Source organism: Lysinibacillus zambalensis (assembly GCF_040183165.1).
GTDB classification, from domain to species: domain Bacteria; phylum Bacillota; class Bacilli; order Bacillales_A; family Planococcaceae; genus Lysinibacillus; species Lysinibacillus zambalensis.
On record NZ_JBEGDG010000001.1, the window covers coordinates 19,353 to 45,841 of the forward strand.

General features: G+C 35.6%; 23 protein-coding genes. 19 read left to right on the forward strand and 4 right to left on the reverse strand.

The annotated features are described in order from the left end of the window. Window positions 1-122: 122 nt before the first annotated feature. The gene (locus ABNX05_RS00120; protein ID WP_349657819.1) at window positions 123-605 is read left to right on the forward strand and encodes a CcdC family protein; all 483 of its coding nucleotides are present in this window, start codon (window positions 123-125) and stop codon (window positions 603-605) included. A gap of 124 nt (window positions 606-729) precedes the next feature. On the opposite strand, the gene ABNX05_RS00125 is transcribed toward ABNX05_RS00120, so the two are convergent. Then, window positions 730-1,350 carry a LysE family translocator gene (locus ABNX05_RS00125; protein ID WP_079562237.1) on the reverse strand — a complete coding sequence of 207 codons (621 nt, stop codon included), beginning with the start codon at window positions 1,348-1,350 and terminating at the stop codon, window positions 730-732. A 629-nt stretch (window positions 1,351-1,979) separates the two neighbouring features. Here ABNX05_RS00125 and fabZ point away from each other — a divergent pair. The 8 genes from fabZ (at window position 1,980) to ABNX05_RS00165 (ending at window position 9,001) form a co-directional block, all read left to right on the forward strand. After that, on the forward strand, window positions 1,980-2,405 hold the full coding sequence (gene fabZ, locus ABNX05_RS00130) for a 3-hydroxyacyl-ACP dehydratase FabZ (RefSeq protein WP_349658291.1): 426 nt from the start codon (window positions 1,980-1,982) through the stop codon (window positions 2,403-2,405). A gap of 533 nt (window positions 2,406-2,938) precedes the next feature. After that, complete coding sequence (locus tag ABNX05_RS00135; protein ID WP_349657820.1) at window positions 2,939-3,700, forward strand: glycosyltransferase; 762 nt, start codon at window positions 2,939-2,941, stop codon at window positions 3,698-3,700. A 209-nt stretch (window positions 3,701-3,909) separates the two neighbouring features. Further along, window positions 3,910-4,605, forward strand: a complete 696-nt coding sequence (vanR, locus tag ABNX05_RS00140; protein ID WP_349657821.1) for a VanR-ABDEGLN family response regulator transcription factor — start codon at window positions 3,910-3,912, stop codon at window positions 4,603-4,605. A 25-nt stretch (window positions 4,606-4,630) separates the two neighbouring features. Then, complete coding sequence (gene vanS / locus ABNX05_RS00145; protein ID WP_432760113.1) at window positions 4,631-5,722, forward strand: vancomycin resistance histidine kinase VanS; 1,092 nt, start codon at window positions 4,631-4,633, stop codon at window positions 5,720-5,722. Window positions 5,723-5,810: 88 nt separating this feature from the next. Beyond that, complete coding sequence (locus ABNX05_RS00150; protein WP_349657823.1) at window positions 5,811-6,731, forward strand: D-alanyl-D-alanine carboxypeptidase family protein; 921 nt, start codon at window positions 5,811-5,813, stop codon at window positions 6,729-6,731. 175 nt (window positions 6,732-6,906) lie between these two features. After that, entirely contained in the window at window positions 6,907-7,380 is a 474-nt protein-coding gene (locus ABNX05_RS00155; protein ID WP_349657824.1) for a hydroxymyristoyl-ACP dehydratase, read from the forward strand. A 67-nt stretch (window positions 7,381-7,447) separates the two neighbouring features. Then, window positions 7,448-7,858, forward strand: coding sequence for a DinB family protein (locus tag ABNX05_RS00160; protein WP_349657825.1), 411 nt, complete (start codon window positions 7,448-7,450; stop codon window positions 7,856-7,858). Between the two features lie 402 nt (window positions 7,859-8,260). Next, window positions 8,261-9,001, forward strand: a complete 741-nt coding sequence (locus tag ABNX05_RS00165; RefSeq protein ID WP_349657826.1) for a polysaccharide deacetylase family protein — start codon at window positions 8,261-8,263, stop codon at window positions 8,999-9,001. Window positions 9,002-9,027: 26 nt separating this feature from the next. Here ABNX05_RS00165 and ABNX05_RS00170 read toward each other — a convergent pair whose 3' ends face one another. Continuing rightward, window positions 9,028-9,282 carry a translation initiation factor 2 gene (locus ABNX05_RS00170; RefSeq protein ID WP_349657827.1) on the reverse strand — a complete coding sequence of 85 codons (255 nt, stop codon included), beginning with the start codon at window positions 9,280-9,282 and terminating at the stop codon, window positions 9,028-9,030. A gap of 206 nt (window positions 9,283-9,488) precedes the next feature. Here ABNX05_RS00170 and ABNX05_RS00175 point away from each other — a divergent pair, with 206 nt between their 5' ends. From ABNX05_RS00175 to ABNX05_RS00195, 5 genes are all read left to right on the forward strand, one after another. Continuing rightward, complete coding sequence (locus tag ABNX05_RS00175; protein ID WP_349657828.1) at window positions 9,489-9,812, forward strand: hypothetical protein; 324 nt, start codon at window positions 9,489-9,491, stop codon at window positions 9,810-9,812. Between the two features lie 258 nt (window positions 9,813-10,070). Then, on the forward strand, window positions 10,071-10,442 hold the full coding sequence (locus ABNX05_RS00180; RefSeq protein ID WP_349657829.1) for a hypothetical protein: 372 nt from the start codon (window positions 10,071-10,073) through the stop codon (window positions 10,440-10,442). Window positions 10,443-10,806: 364 nt separating this feature from the next. After that, a complete protein-coding gene (locus ABNX05_RS00185) occupies window positions 10,807-12,309 on the forward strand; it encodes a lmo1851 family serine protease (protein ID WP_349657830.1) in 1,503 nt (500 codons plus the stop codon). Window positions 12,310-12,390: 81 nt separating this feature from the next. Further along, complete coding sequence (locus ABNX05_RS00190) at window positions 12,391-13,293, forward strand: CobW family GTP-binding protein (RefSeq protein ID WP_349658292.1); 903 nt, start codon at window positions 12,391-12,393, stop codon at window positions 13,291-13,293. A 348-nt stretch (window positions 13,294-13,641) separates the two neighbouring features. Beyond that, window positions 13,642-14,331 (forward strand): CAP domain-containing protein, encoded by a 690-nt coding sequence (locus ABNX05_RS00195; protein WP_349657831.1) that lies wholly within the window; start codon window positions 13,642-13,644, stop codon window positions 14,329-14,331. A 274-nt stretch (window positions 14,332-14,605) separates the two neighbouring features. Here the strand turns inward: ABNX05_RS00195 and ABNX05_RS00200 are convergent, their stop codons facing one another. Beyond that, window positions 14,606-15,988 carry an MATE family efflux transporter gene (locus ABNX05_RS00200; RefSeq protein WP_349657832.1) on the reverse strand — a complete coding sequence of 461 codons (1,383 nt, stop codon included), beginning with the start codon at window positions 15,986-15,988 and terminating at the stop codon, window positions 14,606-14,608. A 669-nt stretch (window positions 15,989-16,657) separates the two neighbouring features. Here ABNX05_RS00200 and murG point away from each other — a divergent pair. Next, on the forward strand, window positions 16,658-17,734 hold the full coding sequence (gene murG, locus ABNX05_RS00205) for an undecaprenyldiphospho-muramoylpentapeptide beta-N-acetylglucosaminyltransferase (protein WP_349657833.1): 1,077 nt from the start codon (window positions 16,658-16,660) through the stop codon (window positions 17,732-17,734). A 224-nt stretch (window positions 17,735-17,958) separates the two neighbouring features. Here murG and ABNX05_RS00210 read toward each other — a convergent pair whose 3' ends face one another. Next, window positions 17,959-18,507, reverse strand: a complete 549-nt coding sequence (locus tag ABNX05_RS00210; RefSeq protein ID WP_349657834.1) for a GNAT family N-acetyltransferase — start codon at window positions 18,505-18,507, stop codon at window positions 17,959-17,961. A gap of 542 nt (window positions 18,508-19,049) precedes the next feature. Here ABNX05_RS00210 and ABNX05_RS00215 point away from each other — a divergent pair. From ABNX05_RS00215 to ABNX05_RS00230, 4 genes are all read left to right on the forward strand, one after another. Then, a complete protein-coding gene (locus ABNX05_RS00215) occupies window positions 19,050-21,065 on the forward strand; it encodes a diguanylate cyclase domain-containing protein (RefSeq protein WP_349657835.1) in 2,016 nt (671 codons plus the stop codon). Window positions 21,066-21,325: 260 nt separating this feature from the next. Continuing rightward, window positions 21,326-22,000, forward strand: a complete 675-nt coding sequence (locus ABNX05_RS00220) for a response regulator transcription factor (protein WP_349657836.1) — start codon at window positions 21,326-21,328, stop codon at window positions 21,998-22,000. After that, complete coding sequence (locus tag ABNX05_RS00225; RefSeq protein ID WP_349657837.1) at window positions 21,997-23,382, forward strand: sensor histidine kinase; 1,386 nt, start codon at window positions 21,997-21,999, stop codon at window positions 23,380-23,382. Before ABNX05_RS00220 ends, ABNX05_RS00225 begins: the two co-directional genes overlap by 4 nt. Window positions 23,383-23,614: 232 nt before the next feature. Beyond that, a complete protein-coding gene (locus ABNX05_RS00230) occupies window positions 23,615-26,437 on the forward strand; it encodes a 2-oxoglutarate dehydrogenase E1 component (protein WP_349657838.1) in 2,823 nt (940 codons plus the stop codon). Window positions 26,438-26,489: the final 52 nt, after the last annotated feature.

The following is a 26,489-nucleotide window of genomic DNA, read 5'->3' on the forward strand; positions in this document are numbered from 1 at the left end:
CTGTTTTTGAAAAGATTGGTGCTATTCAAGAACGGGCAGTTTAATTGCATAAGGAAAAATGTGGTTTTTGTTTGAATTTATGCAAAAATAAATAAATCAAAACATAATTCAGGGAGGTTTTTATGCAAACTGCACTACCAGCTACTTCTATGTTTCTAATTATTGGATTGTTCATTTTAGTTCGTAGAATCCGTTCTATGTACAAACCAACCAAAGGGAGAGGAACGCGAATAATTCTCCCTCTTCTATTTTTAACACCAGGATTTTCATTTTTTCTAAACGCGTCTGGGAACGTCACATACCTTCAATTATCTATAGCAATATTTTTAGGGGTAGGTTTTTCTATTCCTCTTATTTTATGGTCAGATTATGAATTACGAAATGATGGTTTAATTTATGCTAAGAAAAGTCCTGCTTTTATAATCACTTTCTCCATTATGATCGCTTTACGTTATTTTTTTCGACAACATATTTCAACTATCGAACCAGCTACACTCAATATGCTAATTTTCTTGCTTGTTATTTGTTATTTAATTCCTTGGAGAATAGCTTGCTATATAAAGTATAAAAATGTTCTTAAATTAAAAAATACAGTCAGTTTGTAGAACGTCGTATATCTCTAACCCTCCAAACAAAAAGTATAAGTTTAACAATCTTTGAGAAAACAGCCATAATTAAATAAAAAAAGAGAACACGTTTATAATCGTGTTCCCCCTAAGAACCATATTATTATCTACTTTGAGTTTGCAGTGCTAATTTAACGCCTAGTCCTATATAAACGAAACCAACAGCCTTTTCAAGCCAACGCGAACCATTGTTTGTTGTTTTCGTAAAGATTTTTTCACCAATAAAGCTTGTAATAATAGCTAACAAAATAGTATACAAAGCGCTCATCACAACAAAAGTAATGCCTAAAATCAATAATTGTACAGTGATGGACTGGCCATTATGTTGAACAAACTGTGGTAAAAACGCTAAGAAAAATAGTGCAGTTTTTGGATTTAAAATCTCCGCTAAAAAACCTTGTCGGAACGAAGTACTTGCCGGACTTTGTTCAACAGTTGGTTTTTCTATTTTTTGTGGTTTTGTTAGTAGCATTTGAATACCTAAATAAACAAGGTATGCAACACCAATATATTTCACTACTTCAAACGCAGTGGCAGATTTCATTAAAATGGCAGATAACCCTAAGACAGCTGCTAACGTATGGACTAAGTCACCTAATCCAATGCCTAATGCAGTGAAAATACCGTTCTTTTTACCACCTTTCAGCGTTTGCGTAATGGTAATGATAACAGCAGGTCCAGGAATTAAAAATAAGAGAAGAACTATTGCAATAAAAGATAACATGTCAACCCATCCTATTCTAATAAACTAAACATTCAAGTAAGACAATAATAAGATTAACTTAATGAATGCAAAAAATATTATATGCTATCTTCTATATAACTGTCGATAATGAAATACTAAAATAGAAGTGAACTAACTATTTATAAAAATCAGAAAATAAACTAGTGATATTTGTATAGTTAAATATATTATTGAATTATAGTGAAGTGATTGTATGTTTTGAGGCAAGCAATACTCAAATTTCTAAACGAGATCCGTTGCTAGTGCCAAAGAGATAACTACCATTATTTTGATTGACAAATCTAATTAGCATCAGTTTTTGCATATTATATGAATGAATTTTTTTAACTGAAGGCTCTATTCCAATAGCGGAATTCGCTTTCCAGAAAAACTATCGGATGGATTTAAAGAGTGCCGTGCATATTAAAGGTAAAGATGTGGAAAACTTTCCATATAAAAATGTCCCTGCCTATATTTGGCCACTCAATAAGGAAAACTACTAATTTAAAATAGTACAGTCACATCTATATTAGGATGTGGCTTTTATTTTGAAATTCAAACAAAAAAATAGTACCAACTACTAATAATTAATGCTAGAATTAGGTGATAAAATTATTGGAGGTTTTTTGATGCTAGATATTCAACAAATACAAGAGGTTTTACTACATCGTTATCCTTTTTTGTTAGTGGATAGAGTATTAGAATTAGAAGAGGGGAAGAGAGCAGTAGCCATTAAAAACGTCACGATAAATGAAGAGTTCTTTAATGGACATTTTCCTAATTACCCAGTAATGCCAGGTGTATTAATTGTTGAAGCATTAGCGCAAGTGAGCGCAATTATTATGCTTACAAAAGAAGGGAACCAAGGAAGACTCGGATTACTGGCAGGTATTGATAACTGTCGCTTTAAAAAACAAGTGAAACCTGGTGATCAACTGCGTCTTGAAGTGGAAATTTCACGCTTAAAGGGTGCTATTGGTAAAGGACGCGGGGTTGCAACAGTAGACGGAGAAATAGCTTGTGAAACAGAGCTTATTTTCGCATTCGGAAACTAAGTCAATTCGATTAAAAAGTGCTGCAAAAATCATTGCAGTGCTTTTTTTGTGTGCTGTGTCAAAAGGGTATTTAAAATTATATTGAATAATATAGTAAATGAATGACTTTTAAATGCAGGTGATTACATGAACTATCCATTAGCTCTTTTTATAGCATTTGTAGCATGCAATTGATCATCCTCACAAATATACCTGTAATTCATCTCAAGCAGATCAAAAAAGAGAAGCTCTAGTAGCTAGCACAACAACAACTATCCAATAATTAGTTTTTTAATACTAACAAGCCAAAGTCACTGACCGAGGTAGTCCGCCTTTCTTTAGAAATATGCCTAAGCGGCGCGATTTAACAATGTCAGAAACAAGGTCTGCAAAGTTCTTTTGAGTTGATCATCACATGTAGTATCTTAAAAGGAATTTAATTCATCCAGCTACGAAATAGACATAAAAATCCAAAAATAAAATATTTAAGGGGAAAGGATAATTGTATACTTAAATTAAAATAATGAGAACTAATTATGAAGGGGAGATTTTATATGTCGTTAAGTACACCATTTATTAAAGATGTTCCTGATGAAAATGTGAAATTTTCTGTTATCATACCTGCTCATAATGAAGAAAAATATATCGGTGCGTGTTTAGAGTCTATTGCAAAGTCTGCACAACCTTATAAAGATCAAATTGAAGTTATCGTAGTGCTAAATCGTTGTACGGATAAAACGAAAGAAATTGCACAGTCCTACAATTGCGTGACATTGGAAAATAACGATAAAAACTTATCCAAAATTAGAAATGCTGGGGCTACGTTAGCAAAAGGTGAAATTCTGATTACAATTGATGCTGATACTCGAATGACAGAACACTTATTATCTGAAGTTGAAAAGCATTTAGCATCTAATCAATACATCGGAGGAGGCGTCAATGGTAATTTTGAAAGAATGTCCTTAGGTATCATTGTTTCTAGCATGGTGCTAATTGTTCCTTTACTTTTCAAGTACGGAGTTATCTCTGTGGGAATCTTTTGGTGCTATAAAAAAGACTTTCAGGAAGTAAACGGTTTTAATGAGAATATGCTAATGGCAGAGGATGCTGATTTTGCGAAGCGTTTAAAAGTATGGGGCAAGAAGAACGGGAAAAAATACGGAACAATTAAAAATGGGATGATAACTTCTTGTAGACGATTTGACCATCATGGCGACTGGATGTTACTGAAACGTCCAGATATAGTTTTTGCATATCTCAAAGGTACGAATAAAAAGGCTGCAAATGAAGCCTATTATGATGATCAAGCAAGGTAATGATACCTCCTTAATGAGTAATTTCGGCATGAAAATTTTTTAGATCACTTCGTTGTAAACGAGTGGTCTTTTTATGTGTAATTCTTTAGATTTTCTTAAATATTAAGACTTTGCATGACAGTAAGTTTAACGGAATGATATGATGTTGGATGATTTAAATCAATGTTTTAAACAAAGATGAAGTTATTTGAATAAAGGTGGTTATGAGCATGGATATAAATATTCTTGTAGTTGATGATGAAAAGGAAATTGCGGATTTAATTGAGCTTTATTTAAAAAATGAAAATTTTAATGTTTATAAATTTTACGATGCTCATGAAGCGTTAGCGTGTATACACTCGATCAAATTGGATCTTGCTATTCTTGATGTAATGATGCCTGAAATCGATGGTTTTGAAATTTGCCGAAGAATTCGGGAACAATTTCATTTTCCGGTGATTATGTTAACAGCGAAGGAAGAAGAAATAGATAAAATAACGGGGCTTACATTAGGGGCTGATGACTACATAACTAAACCATTTCGTCCGTTGGAGGTTATTGCAAGGGTTAAGGCTCAAATTCGCAGATTTACAAAGTACAATCATCATGAATCATTACAAAATGACTCGACTATTGATTTTTCAGGCTTAATTTTAGAGCAAAAGACTCGAAAATGTATGTTAAATGAAAAACAACTATCTCTTACTCCTACAGAGTTCTCCATATTGTGGTTTTTATGTGTAAATCGAGGACGAGTCATTTCATCAGAAGAATTATTTCAAGAAGTATGGGGGGAGAAATATTATAGTAGTAACAATACGGTAATGGTTCACATTAGGCATTTACGAGAAAAGATGAATGATTCCGCAGAGAACCCTAAATTCATAAAAACTGTCTGGGGAGTGGGGTATACCATTGAAAATTGACTTTGGAAAACTAAAAAGAACTATCATGCTTCAAATTTTGTTGATTTTAGTAATCACATTGTTAGTAGGCTATTTCATAAGTTATGTATTTATTGATGGTGTCTTACAAGCTCCTTTCGCTGATTGGTTTATTCGATTTTGTGAAAACGTGCTACAGCTTGACTATTTTTCGGCACAGAGAGCCTATGGGATATTATTTCGACAAAATAAATCTCTTTGGTTAGCGATAGGCTTAATTATTTTGCTATTAGTAATTTTTTATTTTGCACTTTCTCGGTTTACGAAGTATTTTAACCAAATTGCCATAGGTGTTAATATGCTTTCGGAGGAATCAAATCAGGAAATAAGTCTTCCTTCTGAGTTAGATTTTATGGAGAAAAAATTAAATGATGCTAAAAATAAATTAGAAAAACGGGCAAAGGATGCACAGGAGGCTGAGCAGCGCAAAAATGATCTTGTAGTTTACTTAGCACATGATATTAAAACACCGCTGACATCTATGATTGGATACTTAAGTCTGTTGGATGAGGCAAAGGACATGCCTGTAGACCAAAAAGAAAAGTATGTGAAGATTTCATTAGAAAAATCATATAGGCTAGAGCAGTTGATTAATGAATTTTTTGAAATCACTAGATTTAACTTACAGTCCATTATTTTAGATAAAGAATCCATTAATTTAAATTACATGTTAATGCAATTGGCAGATGAATTTTATCCCTTATTGGCCCCTAAAGGACAGCAAGCAATTGTGAATATCGAGGGAGAAATGAAGGTTTTTGCGGATGCTAATAAATTAGCTAGGGTATTTAATAATATTTTAAAAAATGCCATAGCATATAGCGATGACAACAGTATAATTCATATTAGCGCACACCATCAAAATGACCAAACATTTATTTCATTTACAAATAAGGGGAAAACAATTCCACCAGAAAAATTAATGATGATTTTTGAAAAATTTTATCGTTTAGATTCTTCCAGATCGACTCAATCAGGTGGGGCGGGGCTTGGTCTTGCAATTGCTAATGAAATAGTCCATGCTCATGGAGGAACGATATCAGCTTCAAGTAATGATGAAAAAACAGTTTTCACCGTAATGCTTCCAACACTTTCTTAAGAAATCTTAAGAATTCTATAATTGATTATTAAAAAAGAGCTCCTTCTTTTATGTTTCAATAGAGGCATAGAGAGAAGGAGTTGTTTTTATGTTTAAAAGAAACAGATTTTATAGCCTAATATTAATGATTTTTGTTATTCTGGTGTACATGTTTGTAAACGAATTCCAAGATTCAAAGCCAGAAATAATTGATAATCTTCAGCTGGAAATACCAAAGAAAAGTGAAATAAATCTTGATGTAAATTTACATAGCTCAAATGCTATTTTAGTGAACTTAGACACAAATAAGATATTATTGGACAAAGGTAGTGAAGAAATTATTTACCCTGCTTCTTTGACGAAGATCATGACAGTTCTAGTTGCAATTGAAAATATCTCGAATTTACAGGAAAAGATTTTGCTTCCTAGAAAAATATTTAAGGGTTTGTATGAAGAAAATGCTTCGATGGCTGGCTTTCTTCCTAATGAGGAGGTAACAGCAGAGGATTTACTTTATGGTTCAATGCTATCTTCTGGTGCAGATGCTTCTAATGGTTTAGCCAATTACATTGCTGGGTCGGAGAGTAAATTTGTAAAGTTAATGAACGAAAAAGCTAAACAGCTAGGGATGATAAACACACATTTTATGAATGCAACAGGACTCCATCATCCCGATCATTATACGAGTGTGAAAGATATTTCGATACTTTTACAATATGCTTTAACCAATAACACCTTTCGGGATATCTATACCGCAGAAAGATACTCAATAAAGTCAACGAATCTTCATCCAGAGGGAATGACGGTGTCGAGTCGGATGTTTAAAAATATGGATGCTAATGAAAAGATGAGAGGTGAAATAATTGGCGGCAAAACTGGCTATACAGAACAAGCAGGCTTATGTTTAGCAAGTCTAGCGACAATTAATGGCGAAGAGTATATTCTAGTAACTGTAGGTGCGGAGGGTGACTCACGAACAGAGCAGTTCAATATTACAGATGCATTAGCTGTTTATCGACAACTAAACTAATTAAGACTGTATAAATGTTAATCAGAATACTATAAAATTTTGTCGAAAATAACATACAACCTTTCCGTCCTTTCATATACTTTAATTATCTGAAAGATTTGGGTGACTATAAACATGTTTTCTATTTTAAATAAGGTCATTAAATCTGGTAAACCAGTATGAGAGGATGAGGGATTTGAAGCATCCCGGCACAAATGTTTTTGAAAATAAAGAGGAACTATTCAAACCTAGAAAAGCATTAGATAAAGATTTTTGTGATCGATTAGTGAAAAAAATCCATAAAAATATTCTAAATGAAAATATAGCAAACGATGTTTATATGTCATATTTCGTGATTTTTGATCAAAAGTATACATTGAAAGAAATTCAATATTTACTAGATGTTTTGAAATTGCAAGCAAATGAAATTATTAGATCAAAGCCGATTTTTATTACATTATGTGGTGTGCTAATATCGTTAATTACAATCATTGCCTCTGCCATTAATACAAAGTTGATGATTGGAATCTCATTTGTCCAAATAGTTGCTCTCGCAGTATTAAGCTTTAATGTAGCAGTATTGTTTATTTCTTATAAAATAGAAAAAGAATATAAAAGGATATACGAAGTCATTAAATTAATCGATTATTATTTAAGCTTTTATAAGTAGGGGTGGGAATTATGCAAAATTTTATTGATCAATTTGGATAAATAATGTGCCGATAGAGTTCCGGCAAATGTCTGAATTAGAGATTTCACAGCGACCAGCGCCTCAAAAATGGTCGAAAAAAGAGGTGTTAGGCCATTTATGTGACTCTGCTATCAATAATCTGCAAAGGTTCATTAAAATACAATACGAAGAGGAACCATTTGTACTAACTCCATATAATCAAGTTGAATGGGTAAAAATCCAAGGGTATCAAGAGTTACGGATTGATGAAATATTGGATTTATGGGTGAGCTTAAATAAAAAAATAATAAATGTAATTAAAAATATCCCTAATGAAAAGCTTGGCCTTCAATGTAATATTGGAAGTAATGAACTCATGACCTTACAGTGGCTTATCCAAGACTACTTAGAACATATGGAACATCATATAACAAAACAGATTTTAACTTCTTTTAGCGGGTTTCCAAACACTCACTGAAAAAGAGGGACTCAGTCTAAGAACGCCACACCTTGTGGCAATTTATCTGTGCGAAAGCGAAGCGACAGCAACACGGTTTTATCTGTGCGAAAGCGAAGCGACAGCAACACGGTTTTATCTGTGCGAAAGCGAAGCGTCAGCAACAACAACAACAACAACGGTTTCGCACTGAGACAAAAACACATTTCTGTCGCTACGTTACCACTACACTTTCGCACAAAGCTTTTTAACACTTTGCCGTAATCGATTGGCGAAAAATGTATTTAACAATCCTTATAAGGAACTTCTAACTTCAATCAGTTTTAGCTTCAAATATACACCAACAAAAAATAAAAAAAGAGCATTTTTTTTATCATTCCTCAAATAATAAGTCTAAATATTTTTAGTTGAGGAAGTGAAGATTTGAAAAAGTTGTGGTTTTTAATACCTGTTTGTCTTTTAACGGTCTCCTTTTTTTATCTAAAAGTTGGCGCAGCAACATATGAAAACAAAGGAAGAAAGTATTATGAAGAAGCAGGACAAATTGTTTGGGAGATCAAAACGGATGAAAAAATTGTTGCTCTAACCTTTGATGATGGGCCACATCGAAAGTACACATCTGAGATTTTAGACTTATTATCAAAATACAATGCGAAAGCAACTTTTTTTATTGTTGGCCAAAATGCACAAAAAAATCCTGAGGTGATAGCAAGAATGTATAAGGAAGGCCATGAACTAGCTAACCATACATTTACGCATCCCTTAAGGACGAATGTCCCGAATTTACTTAAGGAGATAAAACAAACAGATGACACTATTCAGAACATCACTGGAACTAAACCTACTTTGTTCCGACCTGTTGAAGGCCAGTATTCAGATGCAATGATTGAAGCGATTGCAAAAGAAGGATATAAAGTGGTGATGTGGTCATGGCATTTAGATACATTAGATTGGAAAAGTCCAGGAACGAATAGAATTGTGAATACTGTGTTAAATGGTGTTAAAGAAGGTAATATCATTCTTTTTCATGATGGAGGCGGCAATCGCCATCAAACAGTGAAAGCGATGGAAAAAATATTAGCTGAACTTGAAAATCAAGGATATCGATTTGTCACAGTTTCTGAATTACTCGATGAGCAGAGTAAAAAAAGCACAAACAAATAAGTATCCGTAATGATTGAAGCATTATGTTATTTTAAAATTTTTTTAATTTGCTGTAACTCAGAAATTAAATAATCGATTTGTTCTTTCATGTTTGCACTTTGTTTTGCCTGATCATTTGAATTGTCATTTTTGGAATTTTGTAATGCTTCTAAGGCAAGACCTGCTGCAACTGCCTGTATGCCGTCACCTAATGTAGAAATAGAGGCTCCTATATAGGTGAGCTTAGCAGCAAAAATATCCAGTGAATCAGTAGATTGATTTTTAAATGTATTCTTATTCAATATTAAACCCTCCTTAAATAGTTCAAATCATTACTCATTTATCATTTGTATGAAATATCGACAATGAGTAGTCCTATGACATATTAAATTTCTTCCTTTTGTCGAAATCAGGCTAAAAAATAAATTAGCCTGATTTTATGTTCCTATGCGTACTTTAAACACTTTAATAGGGTATAATTACCATAATTATTAGGGGGTGAATGGCATTGGGCAAGGTTGAATTGGTGGAAATTAATGCTGAGCTATTAGAAGGAATTGGGAGCTATTGTCTTAGAAGCAAGAAAAAATCAAATGGCTATATAAATAAGAATAAATGGCTGAATAATCGATTTGAAGAAGGCTTGAAATATGTTCAAGTAACCGCCAATAAAAAACAAGTAGGGTTTATTGAATATACAGAAGCAGAAAATTCATCTAGAGTGGTTCATGCTAATGGTTATTTAGTCATCCATTGTTTATGGGTAAGTGAAGTTGGAAAAGGATATGGTGCTCGATTAACTTCTTTCAGCAAAAGTCTTCCTCCTCTATAGGTGGTGAAATAAATGCGGGTTACAGTTACTTTTCAGCGAGTGTCCAAACAGCCGCTGAAAGAAGTTAAAGCCTCCGGCGGATGTCACGGAAATCGGAAAGGATTTCTTTGTGCAAGCACAAAGCCGATTCCGGACGCAATTATGCCGAGACATAATTGATTCAATAAATGTTTAGAAGATGCAAAAAAACTTGCAAAAAAAGGTGTTGTTGTTATTACGAATTCAACAACGTCTTGGGCGCCAAGTAAAGAAATTTTTTTGAAAAACAATTTTCAACTTATTGATACGGCACCATATGATTTTGAATTACTTGTTTACCCTTTGAGCAGTGAAGCGGAACAACCATATTTTCCGAATGATTGGGAGGAACGATTAAAAAAATTTAACAATTTGACGATTTTACGTTCATTCCAATGTCCATATGTCGAAATTGCAACAGAAAATATTATAGCTGGTGCAAATACATTGAATATACCAGTGGAACTAATTGATCTCAAAGGTAGAGAAGCGCTGATGGAACTGGCGCCAACCCCGTATGGTATTTTTTCTGTCATTTATAAGGGCCAGCTTCTTGCTTTTCATAGGTTAACAATACATTCGGTGATAAAAAGATTAAGAGAACTTACGTAATAACAACAACGCAAATGATAGGAACATGCATAAGTGGACATGTATTTTCTAATATTCTATGAGGATTTTAGTTGACTGCTTCGAAGAAATGAGTAAAATAGAAAATCAGTACCATTATATACCTACAACTTAGCAGATAACTGGAGACATCTTTACTTTTACAAAGGCTACAAATAATATGACCTACATAGAATAAAGAGCTTATAATAAAGTGATTAGAAATGATGGATTTTAGGAAGATTGTTGTGGGATAAGATTTGTCATGAAATTTTGACAGTCTTTTTCTTTTCGTCTTCTCTATAACCTGTTAAGATGGTAATAGTGTGACAACAAGTTAGTGTATATGAGAGTGGTGACAATCAAGATGGATGAACAGAAAAAAGATAGTGTAGAACAGCAGCCAGAACAAACATCCCCTGCTGAAATAAAGCCAGCAGTACGTTTTGTACAAATGAAACCGTTTAAATTTATCATGTTGATGTTCTTTACAATCCTTATTACTGCAGGCTTAACGATCTTTGCGTTAACATTCGGTGAAAAGAAAGTAGTTGAAGTGAAAGTACCGAGTGGGCGTGCAGAATTCACAAAATTATATGAAGCCTATGATTTACTTAAAAATAAGTATTACAAAGATATCGATGATGTAAAAGTGGTCGACGGCGCTATTAACGGTATGTTCGACGCATTAGATGATCCGTATTCTGATTTTATGGTGAAGGACGAAGCAGAACAATTTCAGTCTGGACTGTCTTCTAGTTTCCAAGGAATTGGGGCGGAAATTCAAGAACGTAACGGTTATATTACTGTTGTGTCACCTATTAAAAACTCACCAGCTGAAAAAGCGGGGTTATTACCACAAGATATTATCTTAACTGTGGATGGAAAAAGTGTGCAAGGATTTACTGCTTCTGAAGCGGTAGCGCGTATTCGCGGCGAAAAGGGAACGCCTGTAAAATTAACCGTGAAACGTGGAACAAATGCTGAGCCTATTAATATGACGATTGTCCGTGACGAAATTCCGGTTGAAACGGTTTACGGTGAAATGCTTAAAGGGGACATTGCCCATATTCAAATCACGTCATTTAGTGAAAATACTGCAAAAGAATTTGAGAAGATTCTTGCGGATTACGAAGGTAAAGCAAAAGGCATCGTATTAGATTTACGTCAAAATCCTGGCGGCTACCTAGATGCTGCGGTAGAGATATCGAATTTATTCGTTCCAGAAGGTAAAGCGATCGTACAAGTGCAACAAAAAGATGAGGAGCCGAAAATTACAACAGCTGTTTCTGGTAAAAAATACGATGTTCCAGTGACAGTACTTGTCGATAGCGGCAGTGCTTCTGCTTCTGAAATTTTAGCTGGTGCATTAAAAGAATCTGTTGGTGCTAAAATTGTTGGAGAAACATCGTTTGGTAAAGGTACAGTACAAAATGTCGCACCATTAAAAGATGGTTCTAACCTTAAATTCACAACAGGAAAATGGTTAACACCAAATGGTAACTGGATTAACGAAAAAGGCATAGCGCCTGATGTGAAAGTGTCAAACCCACCTTATGCATCATTACCATACTTAGATCCAGCTATGGAAATGAAAATGGGCGTGCAATCTAACTCTGTAAAAGCGGCACAAGAGATGCTAGAAGTTCTAGGATATGAGCCTGGAAATGCAGACGGTATTTTTGAACAAAATACAGAAAGTGCAGTGAAAAAACTGCAAGCTGCAAATGGTTTTGAAGAAACTGGTGTTTTAACTGGCGATACAACGTATGCTTTAATGGATGCGTTACGTGCTAAATTAAAAGCAGAGGATCCTCAATTGTTAAAAGCGAAAGAACTGCTAACTGGTTCACCAGCAAAAACTGAGTAAACTATAAACTAACAAAGTAGCTGTCGCAGTGGGCGTCTCTAATGGCCTCTTGCGACAGCTTTTTTAATAGGAGGAAAAATGGTGAAGGACGTATATTTATTTAGTGGTTTTTTAGGTAGTGGAAAAACATCCATGTTAACTGATGTTATTCGACAACTTAAGGAAAAAAATTTAAAGCCAGCTGTCATTATGAATGAGCTTGGAAAGCTACCATTTGACTCACAGGCTGTGGAAAAGGATATTCCGTTAAAGGAAATGCTAGAGGGCTGTATTTGCTGCTCTGGTGCCGAAAAAACAGAGGCGCAAATTCAATCTCTTCTATTAGATAGTGACTTTGATGTCCTGATCATTGAAACAACAGGTGCAGCACATCCTGTGGAAGCATTAGACGCTGTTTACTCACCGTTATTTGCAGAAAAGCTAAATGTCAGAGGCATTGTCACAGTTGCTGATTCGAAGCTGTGGTTGAACCGAGAAACATTAACTCCGCAAGTGCGCTCTTTATTTATGGAACAAATCCGTCACGCACATTTATTACTGGCCAATAAAACAGATCTACTAACAGAAGCTGAGCAGGCACAAGTTGTTTATGAGCTACAAGGCTTTAATCCACATGCCTTTATTATGCAAACTACAAATGGACGCGTGCCATTACGTTTATTAGAAGATTTAAAGGCAACAGCTCAGGTGGATAAAGAAGATATTGTGAAAGCTCCAATAGCATCGATGCATCTAGGCTCACGATTAGTTGAATTTAAAGACGTTAACTTTACACAAGAACAATTTGAGGATTGGGTACGTACATTGCCTGAAACTGTGTATCGAATGAAAGGATACGTGCCAATTGAAGGTGTAAAAAATCCTATGCTGTTTCAATATGCATATGGAATGGTCCAATGGCTTCCAGAGTATGTGAAAATGCCTGCAAAACTCGTGATCATTGGTGAAGATGTAAGTAGATTAAACGTCATTGGTATTGAGTAAACGCTAAAGCTAGTTAAAATAGACATCCTAAAGCTGCCAAATTCTACTTGTCAGACGAAAGTTTTGTTCGTTTCGTCTTTCTCAAAGTAGATATTTTGGCAGTTTTTTTGTGTGAATGCGCACAAAAATATATTTGAATATTGAAAATACTTAATAGTTTTTAAGAAGTGTCAACCCTATTTAAAACGTAAGTATTTCATAGGCTGGTGAAACCTGCTAAAAATTAAAGCCAATAACCCTCTATTTAACGCGAATCTATTTCCTGGATGGTGTTGCTAGAAGATGCTGGTAAGAAATTTATTAAAATCGTACTTTACGATTGTTTGCATAGAAGGAGGAATTGCAAAAATGAAAAAAACACTAACTGCAATTTGTGCAACATTTTTATTAGCAGCTCCAATTCAAATGGCTTCCGCTGCAGAAAATACTACAGAGGGGAACACAACTACAGACTGTAATAAAGTTGTTTATTCTTATAAATGGTCAAATCAGTGGTCAAATCAAAAATGGGTAGTTAAACAACCACAAACACAAGCACCATCAAAAGAAGTACAAGTACCAGAAAATAATCAAACAACAAATAACAATACACAAACGACTCAAAAAGATAATACAACTACTACACCATCTCAAACAAAACCATCAACATCTACTTCAGATGTGAATGCTTTTGAACAAGAGGTTGTAAAATTAACGAATGCTGAACGTACAAAAGCTGGCTTAGCACCATTTAAAACGGATGATAAATTGATGGCAGCTGCTCGTGAAAAATCACAAGATATGCAATCTAAAAAATATTTTTCACATACAAGTCCGACATTCGGTTCTCCATTTGATCGTATGAAAGCTTTAGGTATTACGTATAAGAGTGCAGGAGAAAATATTGCACAAGGTCAACGTACACCTCAGGAAGTAGTACAAGCTTGGATGGATTCACCAGGTCACCGTGCGAATATTTTAAATGAGAAATTTACGCATATTGGTGTTGGCTATGTGAAATCAGGTAACTACTGGACTCAACAATTTATCCAAAAATAATCGTATAAATTGAATAGCTACATTGAATAATAGGATGTCCACTAAGTTGTAAAAAGCTTAGTGGACATTTTTTAAAAGCGAAAATGCAAGGTTCTTTGGCAAAACGAGGGTTGATTTCCTTTCCGGCTGGGCGCTTTTCTGGAAGCTTCGGGGCAACGCGCGAAAGCGAAGCGCGAGGAATTGTATTAGGAGATAGAGAATTATTAAAAATACATAGAATAGGGAATATGGGTGTCTCTCATAGGTTTGTTACTTCTAAAAGAAAAAAAGCAAACTAGAGCGAAGTCTGGTTTGCTATTGTTGTTTTGGTCGTATTTGTAAATCTTTTTTGAACAAGTAATAAACGTATTAATAAAGTAATAGCGCCAGTAGTCAGACCTGCTACTAGTCCAATCCAGTAACCAAACGGCCCGAAGTCTGTATGAGTGGCCAGTACATAACCGACAGGCAAGCCGATCACCCAATACGAAATGATGGCCATAATAAAGGTTACTGTAACATCTTTGTACCCTCTTAAAGCTCCTTGTACAGGCGCTTGGATAGCATCAGATAGCTGGAAAATAGCTGCGAATATTAAAAAATGAACGGCGTACTCTAGCACTTTTCCATCAGTTGTATACATATTTGCAACGGGTTCGCGAAGGATAAAAAGAATACAAGCTGAAACAAAGCTAAATAAAATCGCGGTCCCAACACACAAATAGCTATAAAGTCTAGCATCGCGCATTCGTCCAGCACCAATTTCAAACCCTACAAATATCGTTACACCCATCGAAATGCTGAGCGGTACCATATACAACAAGCTAGTGAAATTTAATGCTATTTGATGAGCTGCAATGATTTCTGTACTGAAGCTACTCATCATCATAGTAACAGCAGAAAAAATACTCGTTTCTGCAAATAAGGATATTCCGATTGGCACGCCAATGATTAAAATTTCCTTCCAACGAAGCCATTCTAATTTGGGCCAGTCATTAAATAGGTGGAAACGTTCAAAAGGCTTACGTTTAGCAATAATCCAAACTGTAATCAAGAAAACAAGCCAGTATGTAATCGCTGTTGCAACACCGGCGCCTACTCCGCCAAGCTCAGGTGCACCAAATTTGCCGAAAATGAAAATATAATTCAACGCAATATTAATAGGTGTTGTAAGTAATGTAATAATCATTGTAACGCGAGTTTGTCCAAGTGCATCGATAAAACAGCGCATGACAAAAAATAAAAATAGTGGTATAAGTCCAGCACACATCGATTGAATATAAGATTTAGCAATAGAATGTACAGAGGCTTCTAAATCCATCTTGCCAAGAATCCAATCTATACCGACTATTAATAAAATAAAAATAAGTGCTGCAAGAACGATGGCTACATAGATACCTTGTTGAACAGCTCTTTTAGCTGCAAACTCATTTTTAGCTCCAACAAGCTGTGAGACAATAGGTGTGATCGCAAGGAGAATTCCAGATAGCCCTATGTAAATAGGCATCCAAATAGAGGAGCCGATTGACACTCCAGCTAGATCGGTGGTACCGTACCGACTTGACATTAAAATATCGAAGAAAGAAATAAGATAAATAGCTACTTGCGATACTAAAATAGGTACGATAATTTTTAAGATTAATGCATATTTTTCTTTTAACGTAGTTGTTTGATTCATAGTGAATAATCTTCCTTTATTATCATAATTAAATTAGTATAGCATACTAAAATAGAGTAAAGATGAAAAAATCAATTATGCCTCGGCATAATTGCATCAGACTGAGTTCCGTTCTTTCAGCAAGTGATTGGACACCAGCTGAAAGAAGTTTAAAGCTTCATCTGTATCTTTTCGTTCGCATATAGTAAAATAAAAGACTGTATACAAAAGTATTATGGTTACAATGGCTTTTACCTTCTTTCAGCGAAAGTCACCACCTATATAGGTGACGAGATGAATACGAGTTTAAGTTAAGTGCGTGTCCAAACATCCACTGAAAGAAGGAACTCAGTCTAAAAACGCCACGTCCTGTGGCAACGACTGAGTGACCAACATCGTGTTGGCCCAAAGCCTCCGGCGGATGTCACGGAATCGGAAAGGAGTTCTTTGTCAACACAAAGCCGATTTCGGACGCATTGTTTATCTGTGCGAAAGCGAAGCAACAGCAACAAATGTTTTCTGTGCGAAAGCGAAGCGACAGCAACAAATGTTTTCTGTGCGAAAGCAAAGCGACAGCAACAAATGTTTTCTGTGCGAAAGCAAAGCGACAGCAACAAATGTTTTCTGTGCGAAAGCGAAGCGACAGCAACAATTATGCCGGCGCATAATTGATGGAATAGGAGAATTAATGTGAATCAACAATCAATCATTTTAACCGGTGGAGGGACAGCTGGTCACGTATCGCTCAATCAAGCGATACTCCCATCTTTACAAGAACTAGGTTATGATGTCCATTATATTGGCTCAGACCAAGGCATTGAGAAAGAATTAATAGGCGAGGCGTTTCCTAATGTTCCGTTTTACGGTATTTCAAGTGGGAAATTGCGCCGTTATTTCTCGATGAAAAATTTTACTGATCCATTTAAAGTGCTTGCTGGAATGATGCAGGCTTTTCGTATAATTAAAAAAGTGAAACCACAAGTCATTTTTTCTAAGGGCGGATTTGTTTCTGTACCTGTTGTCATGGCTGCGAAATTTGCTGGTGTTCCAGTAGTCATTCATGAATCAGATGTTACACCTGGCTTAGCCAATAAAATTGCGCTACCATTTGCATCACACATCTTTACTATTTTTGAGGAAACATTACAGCATCTGCCGAAAGAAAAGGCAACGTGCACAGGCTCCATTATTCGCGAAGAGTTATTTATGGGAGATCGAGCGAAAGGGTTATCTCTTTGTGGCTTTACGACATTAAAACCTGTTCTTCTTGTGATGGGAGGCAGTCTAGGGTCAGTTGTCTTGAATGATGCACTTCGTCAAAATTTACCAGAGCTTGTGAAGCAGTTTCAAATCATTCATTTGTGCGGTAAAGGGAATTACGATGAATCATTTGAATCAATGTCTGGGTACAAACAGTTTGAATATGTGACAACGGAATTACCGGATCTATTACATGCTGCAGACTTTATCGTCTCACGTGCTGGCTCCAATTCGATTTTTGAATTTTTAGCACTGCACAAGCCGATGTTGCTAGTGCCGTTATCTGCACAAAAAAGTCGTGGTGACCAAATATTAAATGCCAACTTATTTAAAAGACAGGGCTATGCAGAAGTGTTACAAGAGGAAGAGTTAACAAAGGAATCGTTTAAAAAATCAGTTCATGTATTAACAGAGCGCAAAGCAGAAATGGTTTCAACGATGGAAAAAACACAAAGACCGAAAACCCCTGAAGAAATGGCGAAATTGATTTTACAATATAAAAAGTAGTTTTTCGTTATCACAGTGTTTAACTAAAACACAATTACAGTAATAAAATGAAACAAAGCTAAAAAATAAGCTATGTGTCTGTCATGAAGACGGAGCACATAGCTTATTTTTATCCGGGATGAACGGGCAGTAATTAATCTTTATCGAAAGTAAAGACTGCTAAAGACAAATAATCAGCGAGGGCTGAAGTAAACCCACGCTGATTATAGTTTCGCATTATGAAATTACATCGCTTGTTCTTCGCCTTCTGCCATTTGATTGGCAGTTGTAAGATAGAACAAGTCTTTTGGAATTTTAAATAAATTAAATTGCGCCTCGCCTCTGTTAACTTGTGCTAATAATGTTGGATGACTTTCATTTGCGCTCACAACATAAGGTAGCTTTAAGGCTGCGCGCTGAGATTTTATATTTTCAACTCGAATACGGAGAAATACCGTATGGAAATTATAATCAAAAAATAGTTCATTCAAAAAAAGCATTTTTGCTTTTTGGTTATAACCTAAACCTTGATAAGGGAGTCCGATCCACGTTCCTAAAAAGCCTGCACCATCCTCCACATCATGAATGCTAATGGTGCCGATCGGTTGACCCCAATCATCAGTAATTGTCCTTGAAATAGCGAGTCCCTTCACTTCTTCTTCAATCAGTTGTTTTGTCATAAACCAATATTCATCAGCGGATGTGGCTTTTTGACGGACAAAAGGGAATACAGAAGGGTGTGATAATAGCTCATAAAGCTCTGTACATTCATGTAGGTCTCGATGTTTAAGCATACGAAACGCCTCCTTTACTAGGGTAGTTAAAACAATTCCTTTAAAACATAAAGAAGAAAACTAAAATTCGTACTGGAATTAAAACCCAAAGAACTAGACGTTCAAACTATGATAACCATAATCTCCCGCTGTCTTACTGATTTTTCGACCATACCGAAAAAAGGCTAGTTTTTTTAATATAATATAACAATCACACTGCTTTATGCAATCATTTTCCTCGCTAAAACAAAAAATAAGTTTACGTGTCAGAATATTCCGAAAAATAGGCAATCGGGTAGATAGTTAAAAACTGTTAATGTATAATTTTGTATAGTATTAAGTCTATAATATCAATTTTTGAATAAAATAGTGTTTCTTTAGGATTATATTATTTCTTCAAAAGAGGTAAAATATCAAAAATTACCCTATAAAGGATATAAATTTTCCAATTCGAGAAGGGTAGTTCTTTTAAATTATGTTATAATAGTAGTATTGATTTTTTTGTATGAACAAAAACTATATGAAAATTCTATATTACTATTAACGACTTATGGGGTGACAGCATGAAATATCTTTTAAGCGAAGTCTTATTTAATGAATTATTTATTGGCAAAGATTTTGTCTTTTTAATGAAAAAAGTGGGAGACGATTATCAATATATTCGCTTAAATCAAGCAGCTAGAGCTTTCTTTCCACAAGAGGCGATTGGGAAAATGCTTTCTTCCCTTACCCAAAGTCGTAATTTCACTACAATTCAAGAAAATTACAATCGAGCGATTGCAATGCATAGTCAAGTGGATTATGTGGATTATGCCTATTATAAATCAGAGGTTCGTAAATATGAGACATCTGTGCGTCCGCTTAAACATAATAAAGAAGACTATATTTTAGCTATAACTAAAGAGATTCTTTATGATCGTAGCATCGAAGATAAGTTTTTATTTCTGCGCTCTATGTTTGATCACGCCTTCTTTTCAACGGTCATCTTATCAGCTGAAGGGACTATTTATGAAGTGAATTCCAGCTTTACAGAAGACTTTGAATTAGATACTGAAACAGTTAAACAGCAGTTATTCATTGATTTACCAATTGTTCCTATAGATGAAGTGGAAAATATACAGAACTATTTACAAAAAGCAGCTATGGGCAAAAATATTGGCGAAAAACTCATTAAGCTTCATACACTAGATAAAAAAGAGCGCAAGTATTTAGTATCACTATCCCCAGTTATGCAGGGGGATAACTCTTTTGCTATTTTTCTTATCATGCAGGATTTTACACAATTCACCGAACAAAAGGCAGAGTTACGCACAAAATCTCACGGTTTTGAGGTGTTTAAGGCCGCTCTCAATTCTGCAGCTTCCATTGCAGTTCTAGATAAAAATGCAAAAATATTAGAAGTAAATGATTTGTTTTTAAATGCAACAGGCTACATTGCAGAAGAGCTAATAGGTCAATCTTCTTTAGAATTAATCGAGCCTCGTAACGATACTAAAGAGTTAGTACAATTACTTAGGAAGGGGAGTGTTTGGAGAGGGGAGCTATGCTATCGTACAAAATTCCATGCTGATTGTTGGGTAGAGACAACTGTAGTTCCATTGAAAAATGAATTTGGCGAGACAGAACAATATTTATCCATTAACTATAATATTACGGACAAGAAAAGAATGTTAACGGAATTGAAAAATATTGAACGCACATTCCGTCTAATTACAGAAAATACAAATGATTTAATTGTCATTACAAACGAAGACGGTATCATTATTTATGCCTCGCCCTCTTATGAGTTGTATTTAGGCTACGAAAATGCAGAATTACAAGGTCAGTTTTACAATGATATTGTAGATGAACAAAGTAAGAAGGCTTGGCAAACGTTTCTAAATAATTTTTCGGGTCAAACGGAAAAACAATTTGAGCTTCTACTAAAGGCGAAGGACGGTACGCCTGTTTGGACTGAAGGAAACGTAACTGTTGTTCATGATCCAAAGCGCGAAAAAGTTTCGCAAATTATGATGGTATCTCGTGAGATTACTCATCGTAAGGAACGAGAGAATGATCTATTATATTTAGCCTATCATGATACATTAACACAATTGCCAAATCGCCGTTTTTTAAGCAAGGAGTTCCCAAAAATATTGGCAGAAGCAAAAGAACATAATGAGTGTTTAGCTATGCTCTATATCGATGGGGATGACTTTAAGACTGTAAATGATCAGCATGGCCATGACACGGGAGATGATTTTATCCGAAAGTTTGGTCAAGTTTTAATTACTGCGGTACGTAACCACGATTTAGTGATCCGAATGGGTGGCGATGAATTCGTTGTCGTCCTAACAGGCTTAACTCGGGATGGTGAGACGAGGGATACTCAAATGATGGATATTATTAATCGAATCCGTAATGAATTAAAAAAAGGTTGGACGATTGAAAAACATTACTTTTCTCCAACAGCCTCCATTGGTATCGCTTATTATCCGGATCACGGTCAAACATTAAATGGATTGCTAGAATTAGCAGATCAAGCTTTATATAAAGCGAAGGAAATCGGAAAAAATAATCACTATATTACTGACATTTAATCAACTATGCCTCGGCATAATTGTAGCTGCCGCTTTGCTTTCGCTACAGATAAACAATGTATCCGGAATCTGTTTAGTGCTTGCGCAAAAAAACTCCTTTCCGCATTTGTGACATCGCGAAGGGCTTTAAATTAATTTAGAAATTAAAAAAAGTCTGTATTACAAGTAGTTGCTTGTGGTACAGACTTTTTGTTTGATGGTATGCTATAACCGTATTAAGGAAAAAACCTTATCGCTAATTTGGAATAGAAGGTGATGAAATGCCTAAAAAAATACTTTTGGTGGAAGATGAGAAGCATATCGCTCGTTTTGTAGAGCTAGAATTAAAGCATGAAGGCTATGATGTAATGGTAGCTTTTGATGGACGTGAAGGACTTGCGCTAGCTGCATCTGAAAATTTTGATGTGCTGTTATTAGATGTGATGCTTCCAGGGATCAATGGAATTGAAATTTGTCGTCGGATACGTTCGCAATCACAGGTACCCATTATATTGCTAACGGCACGAGATGCTGTGATGGACCGTGTAGCTGGCTTGGATGCTGGTGCAGATGACTACATAGTAAAACCATTTGCTATTGAAGAACTATTAGCTAGAATTCGTACTATTTTACGTCGGGTGACACCGGATGAAAAAATGGGGGAATCTTTACATTTTCGAGATATCGAAATGGATATCGCGGCCTATGAAGTTTTTGTACAAGGGAATAAGCTTGATTTAACGAAAACAGAATATGATCTACTAAAACTATTAATAGAACATAAAAACAAAGTATGTACACGAGAGCTAATTTTAACCTCTGTTTGGGGGTATGATACGGATATAGAGACAAATGTCGTAGATGTATATATTCGGCATTTGCGAACAAAACTACCGGGTGATACGAATACTTATATCGAAACCGTTCGTGGTGTTGGGTATGTGATGCGTGAATGATAAAATGGAGCCATTATTTAGTCAATCAGTCATTGCAAAGAAAGTGGATGCTAACATCTACTGCTGTTATATTTTTTAGCTATACTATTATATGTATTGTCGTATATATTTCACTTCATACATGGCTATCAAATGACGAGGATAGTAAAATCAAACGGACAAGCAATGATTTGGTGTATTTTTTAGAGTCACAAGGACCCAATGTTACCATTCAGGAAATTCTGCAAAATAAAGGTCTTATAGATTCAATTTCTGATCGTAATCAAACTCTTAGAATATTTAATGCAAATGGTGTTCAGATTTTTAGTATTAATGACATTCCTCAGGCTGTGCCTCTTTCCTCGATGGGGGAAATTATTAAAATGACAATTGATAAAAAAGATGTCATTGTCATTAATAAACCGATTCAACTTGGTTTCTTTCAAGGATATATTCAAGTGATTCATCCATTATCAAAGTTCCAGTCATTGATGCATTATTTATTGACGACAATGTTAATAGCCGGCATAGGAGCATTATTGATATCTGCATCTATAGGCTATTATCTTGCCAATTATTTGATGAAACCATTACGTTCGTTACGTTCATCGATGAAAACCGTTATGGATAAAGGATTTAATGAACCGATTCAATTAACTTACACGTCTCATGATGAGATAGGTGATTTATTGAAAATGTACAATGCGATGATGAATGAATTGCAAATATCATTTGCACAGCAGCAACAATTTGTTGCAGACGCCTCTCATGAGTTACGAACGCCTATTCAGGCAATTGAAGGGCATCTATCCCTTTTGAAAAGATGGGGGAAGGATGATCCGGAAATTTTAGAGGAATCTATTGAAACTTCGCTAACGGAAATTGCACGAATGCGAAAAATGATCGAAGAATTACTAGAACTTGCTCGTCGTGAGGAAAAAGGTAGCGATAGTGAGGCTGATGCAGTAGCAGTTATAGAAGCGGTTATAGAGGAGACGAGACTCCTTCACCCAGAAGCTCGAATAACGCTGTCGAAAGAAGAGGAAATAGGGCGGATATTTATAACAGAGAATGCACTTAACCAAATTGTTCGCAATATAATAGAAAATGCTATTCGTTATTGTGAAATAGTTCCTGACATTCAAATTTCACTTGCTGTTTCCGGGAAGGAAGTATTGTTGAGTGTGGAAGATAATGGGATTGGAATAGCGGAAGAAAATATTCCATTTATTTTTGATCGCTTTTATCGGGTCGACGAGGCAAGAAATCGTCAAATCGGAGGAACAGGCTTAGGGCTTAGTATTACAAAAATGTTACTTGAAAAATACAATGGCTCTGTAGAAGTCAAGAGTAGAAAAAATGTTGGAACCGTTTTCTTGATGAAATTCCCGCTAAAATATTGAGAAAAATAGACGCTTTATTTAATTATTCTAGCCTTTGGGATGAAAATTGCTTAATTTGCTAAAAAGAGTTGTATTTTTTGTGAAGAGTAGTAAGATTGAGATGGAAAAAACGTTCTTTAAATTATGGGTATGTTGTGTTAAACATCCTTTTAAAGAGCGGGAAAATATTATATAATTAATTGTAATTTAATTAATGGAACTGCCGAAAGGCAAAATTTGGAGGTCATTTTTCATGTCGAACAACGTTACAACTGTAAGTTCTCCATGGTCAGCTTTCTCTGGTCCTAACCTAGGATATGTGATGGAGCAATACGACTTATTCTTACAGTCTCCTGAAGAAGTAGAACCGGAGTTAGCATTATTATTCCAACAATTTGGTGCACCAGTAGTAGTAGAAGGTGAAGTAGCTGTAGCTAGTAATGCAGCAGCTCCTGCTGGCGATTACAAGAAAGTGTTAGCAGCTGTGAAATTAGCAGATGCAATCCGTACAAACGGTCATTTAGCGGCAGATATTTATCCTTTGAAAAACCGTGAACTACAAACAGCTCAAATTGAAGAAAGCGCGTTCAACTTAAGCGCTGCAGATTTAGCTGAAATTCCTGCAGCTGTCTTCTTCAAAGATGTGCCAGCAAACGTGAAAAATGGTAAGGATGCAATCGATTACTTAAAATCTGTTTATACAGATAAAGTAGCATTTGAATATAATCACGTAGTAGCAACAGAAGAACGTGATTGGATTCAAGCACAAATTGAAACAGGTTCATTTAAACAACCATTAGCTTCTAATGAGAAAAAAGCTTTATTAGACCGTTTAACTCGTGTTGAAAACTTCGAGAAGTTTATTCATAAAACTTTTGTAGGTCAAAAGCGTTTCTCTGGTGAAGGTTTAGATACTCAAATCGTCCTATTCGATGAAATTTTGAAAACAGCTGAAACAAATAGTGTTGAAAATGTACGTATTGGTATGGCCCACCGTGGTCGTTTAAATGTGTTAACACACATTTTAAATAAACCATACGACATGATGTTCTCTGATTTTGCACATGTTTCTAATGAATTATTTATGCCAAAAGACGGTAACCTTGAAATTACTAAAGGCTGGACTGGTGATGTAAAATACCACATGGGTGCTTCTTACAACCGTGAATCTGGTATGAATGTTAAACTTGCTTACAACCCTTCTCACTTAGAAGTAGGAAATCCGGTTGTATTAGGTACTGCACGTGCTGCACAAGATGACACTTCTAAACCAGGGCAAGCTATTCATAACCGCACAAAAGGATTAGGAATTCTTGTGCATGGTGATGCTGCGTTCCCAGGTCAAGGGATCGTAACAGAAGTATTAAACTTTGCAAAAACTGAAGGATTCACTACTGGTGGTACAATCCACATCATTGCTAACAACATGATTGGATTTACAACTGAATTACATGACTCTCGTTCATCTGTTTACTCTTCTGACCCTGCAAAAGGTTACGAAGTACCGGTTGTGCATGTAAATGCAGATAGCCCTGAATCTGTAGTTCTAGTTGGTCGTTTCGCAGCTAGCTACCGTCAAAAATTCGGTAAAGATATTATCGTTGACCTTATGGGTTACCGCCGTCATGGTCACAATGAAACGGATGACCCAACTGTAACAAACCCTGAAACGTATAAATTAGTTTCTAAACATGAACCAGTTCGTGCTTTATACGGTGCTCAATTAACAGCTGAAGGTGTAGTTTCTGCTGATGAAGTAGCTGCATTAGATAAAGCTATTTATGCAGAAATGCAAGCGGCTTATGATCATGTAAAAGAAATGGCAGATAAAGATGAACATAAACATTTAGAAATGCCAGAAGAATTAAAAGTAGAATTCCCACAAATTGATACAGCAGTTGGTGCGGAACGTCTAGGAAAAATTAATGAAGAGCTTTTAGTGTTTGAAGAAAACTTTGAACCACAGAAAAAACTTGGCAAAATTTTAGAAAAACGCCGTGATGCATTTGCTTCTGCAAAAATCGACTGGGGTCATGCAGAAACTTTAGCTTATGCAACAATTATTCAAGATGGCACACCAGTACGTTTTACAGGTCAAGATGCTCAACGTGGTACGTTCTCTCAACGTCACTTAGTGTTACATGACAAAAACAATGGTAATTTATTTACGCCACTTCACCATATTTCAGGTGCAAATGCATCATTTACAGTACACAACTCTCCACTTACAGAAGCTGGGGTAGTGGGCTTTGAATATGGTTACAATTTAGAAAACGACCATGTATTATCAGTATGGGAAGCTCAATTTGGTGACTTTGCTAACATGGCACAAGTTATGTTCGATAACTTTATTTCAGGTGCACGTGCTAAATGGGGTCAAAAATCTGGTTTAGTAATCCTGTTACCACATGGTTATGAAGGTCAAGGTCCAGAACACTCTTCAAGCCGTATGGAACGTTACTTACAAATGTCAGCTGAAAATAACTGGTTCGTAGCAAACTGTTCAAACGCAGGTAACTACTACCACTTATTACGTCGTCAAGCAGCATTATTAGGTACAGAAGGCGTTCGTCCACTTGTGGTTGTATCACCTAAGTACTTACTTCGTCACCCATTAGCTGCAGCAAATGCTGATCAATTAGCAAATGGTTCATTCCAAGAAGTAATTGAACAACCAGGCCTAGGTTCAAAACCAGAAGCTGTAGAACGCATTGTTTTAGGTTCAGGTAAAGTCATGATCGACATCGCAGACCGTATTAAAGACGGTGAAGGATTCGATCACCTACACATTGCTCGTGTAGAACAACTTTACCCATTCCCAAAAGAGCAAGTTGCTGGTATTATTGCTAAGTATCCTAATGTAAAAGAAATCGTTTGGGTACAAGAAGAGCCTAAAAACCAAGGTTCTTGGAATTATGCATTAGAAACATTACACGACCTTTCAGAAGGTAAAAAGCTACGTTATGTAGGCCGTCCTGCAATGAGCTCAACTTCTGAAGGTGATGCAGATTCTCATAAAGCAGCTCAAGCCGCACTTGTAGAAGAAGCAGTTGCTGAGCCTGTAAAGGTTAAATAATCACATATTAAATATTTTTGAGAGCCGGGCTACTTGCTTAGGCAGTAGCCCA

Bases quoted from the DNA above. Each gene is read 5' to 3' on its own strand.
- ABNX05_RS00120 (WP_349657819.1), top strand. From the start codon at position 123: ATGCAAACTGCACTACCAGCTACTTCTATGTTTCTAATTATTGGATTG.
- ABNX05_RS00125 (WP_079562237.1), bottom strand. From the start codon at position 1,350: ATGTTATCTTTTATTGCAATAGTTCTTCTCTTATTTTTAATTCCTGGA.
- fabZ (WP_349658291.1), top strand. From the start codon at position 1,980: ATGCTAGATATTCAACAAATACAAGAGGTTTTACTACATCGTTATCCT.
- ABNX05_RS00135 (WP_349657820.1), top strand. From the start codon at position 2,939: ATGTCGTTAAGTACACCATTTATTAAAGATGTTCCTGATGAAAATGTG.
- vanR (WP_349657821.1), top strand. From the start codon at position 3,910: ATGGATATAAATATTCTTGTAGTTGATGATGAAAAGGAAATTGCGGAT.
- vanS (WP_432760113.1), top strand. From the start codon at position 4,631: ATGCTTCAAATTTTGTTGATTTTAGTAATCACATTGTTAGTAGGCTAT.
- ABNX05_RS00150 (WP_349657823.1), top strand. From the start codon at position 5,811: ATGTTTAAAAGAAACAGATTTTATAGCCTAATATTAATGATTTTTGTT.
- ABNX05_RS00160 (WP_349657825.1), top strand. From the start codon at position 7,448: ATGTCTGAATTAGAGATTTCACAGCGACCAGCGCCTCAAAAATGGTCG.
- ABNX05_RS00185 (WP_349657830.1), top strand. From the start codon at position 10,807: ATGGATGAACAGAAAAAAGATAGTGTAGAACAGCAGCCAGAACAAACA.
- ABNX05_RS00195 (WP_349657831.1), top strand. From the start codon at position 13,642: ATGAAAAAAACACTAACTGCAATTTGTGCAACATTTTTATTAGCAGCT.
- ABNX05_RS00200 (WP_349657832.1), bottom strand. From the start codon at position 15,988: ATGAATCAAACAACTACGTTAAAAGAAAAATATGCATTAATCTTAAAA.
- ABNX05_RS00210 (WP_349657834.1), bottom strand. From the start codon at position 18,507: ATGCTTAAACATCGAGACCTACATGAATGTACAGAGCTTTATGAGCTA.
- ABNX05_RS00215 (WP_349657835.1), top strand. From the start codon at position 19,050: ATGAAATATCTTTTAAGCGAAGTCTTATTTAATGAATTATTTATTGGC.
- ABNX05_RS00220 (WP_349657836.1), top strand. From the start codon at position 21,326: ATGCCTAAAAAAATACTTTTGGTGGAAGATGAGAAGCATATCGCTCGT.
- ABNX05_RS00225 (WP_349657837.1), top strand. From the start codon at position 21,997: ATGATAAAATGGAGCCATTATTTAGTCAATCAGTCATTGCAAAGAAAG.
- ABNX05_RS00230 (WP_349657838.1), top strand. From the start codon at position 23,615: ATGTCGAACAACGTTACAACTGTAAGTTCTCCATGGTCAGCTTTCTCT.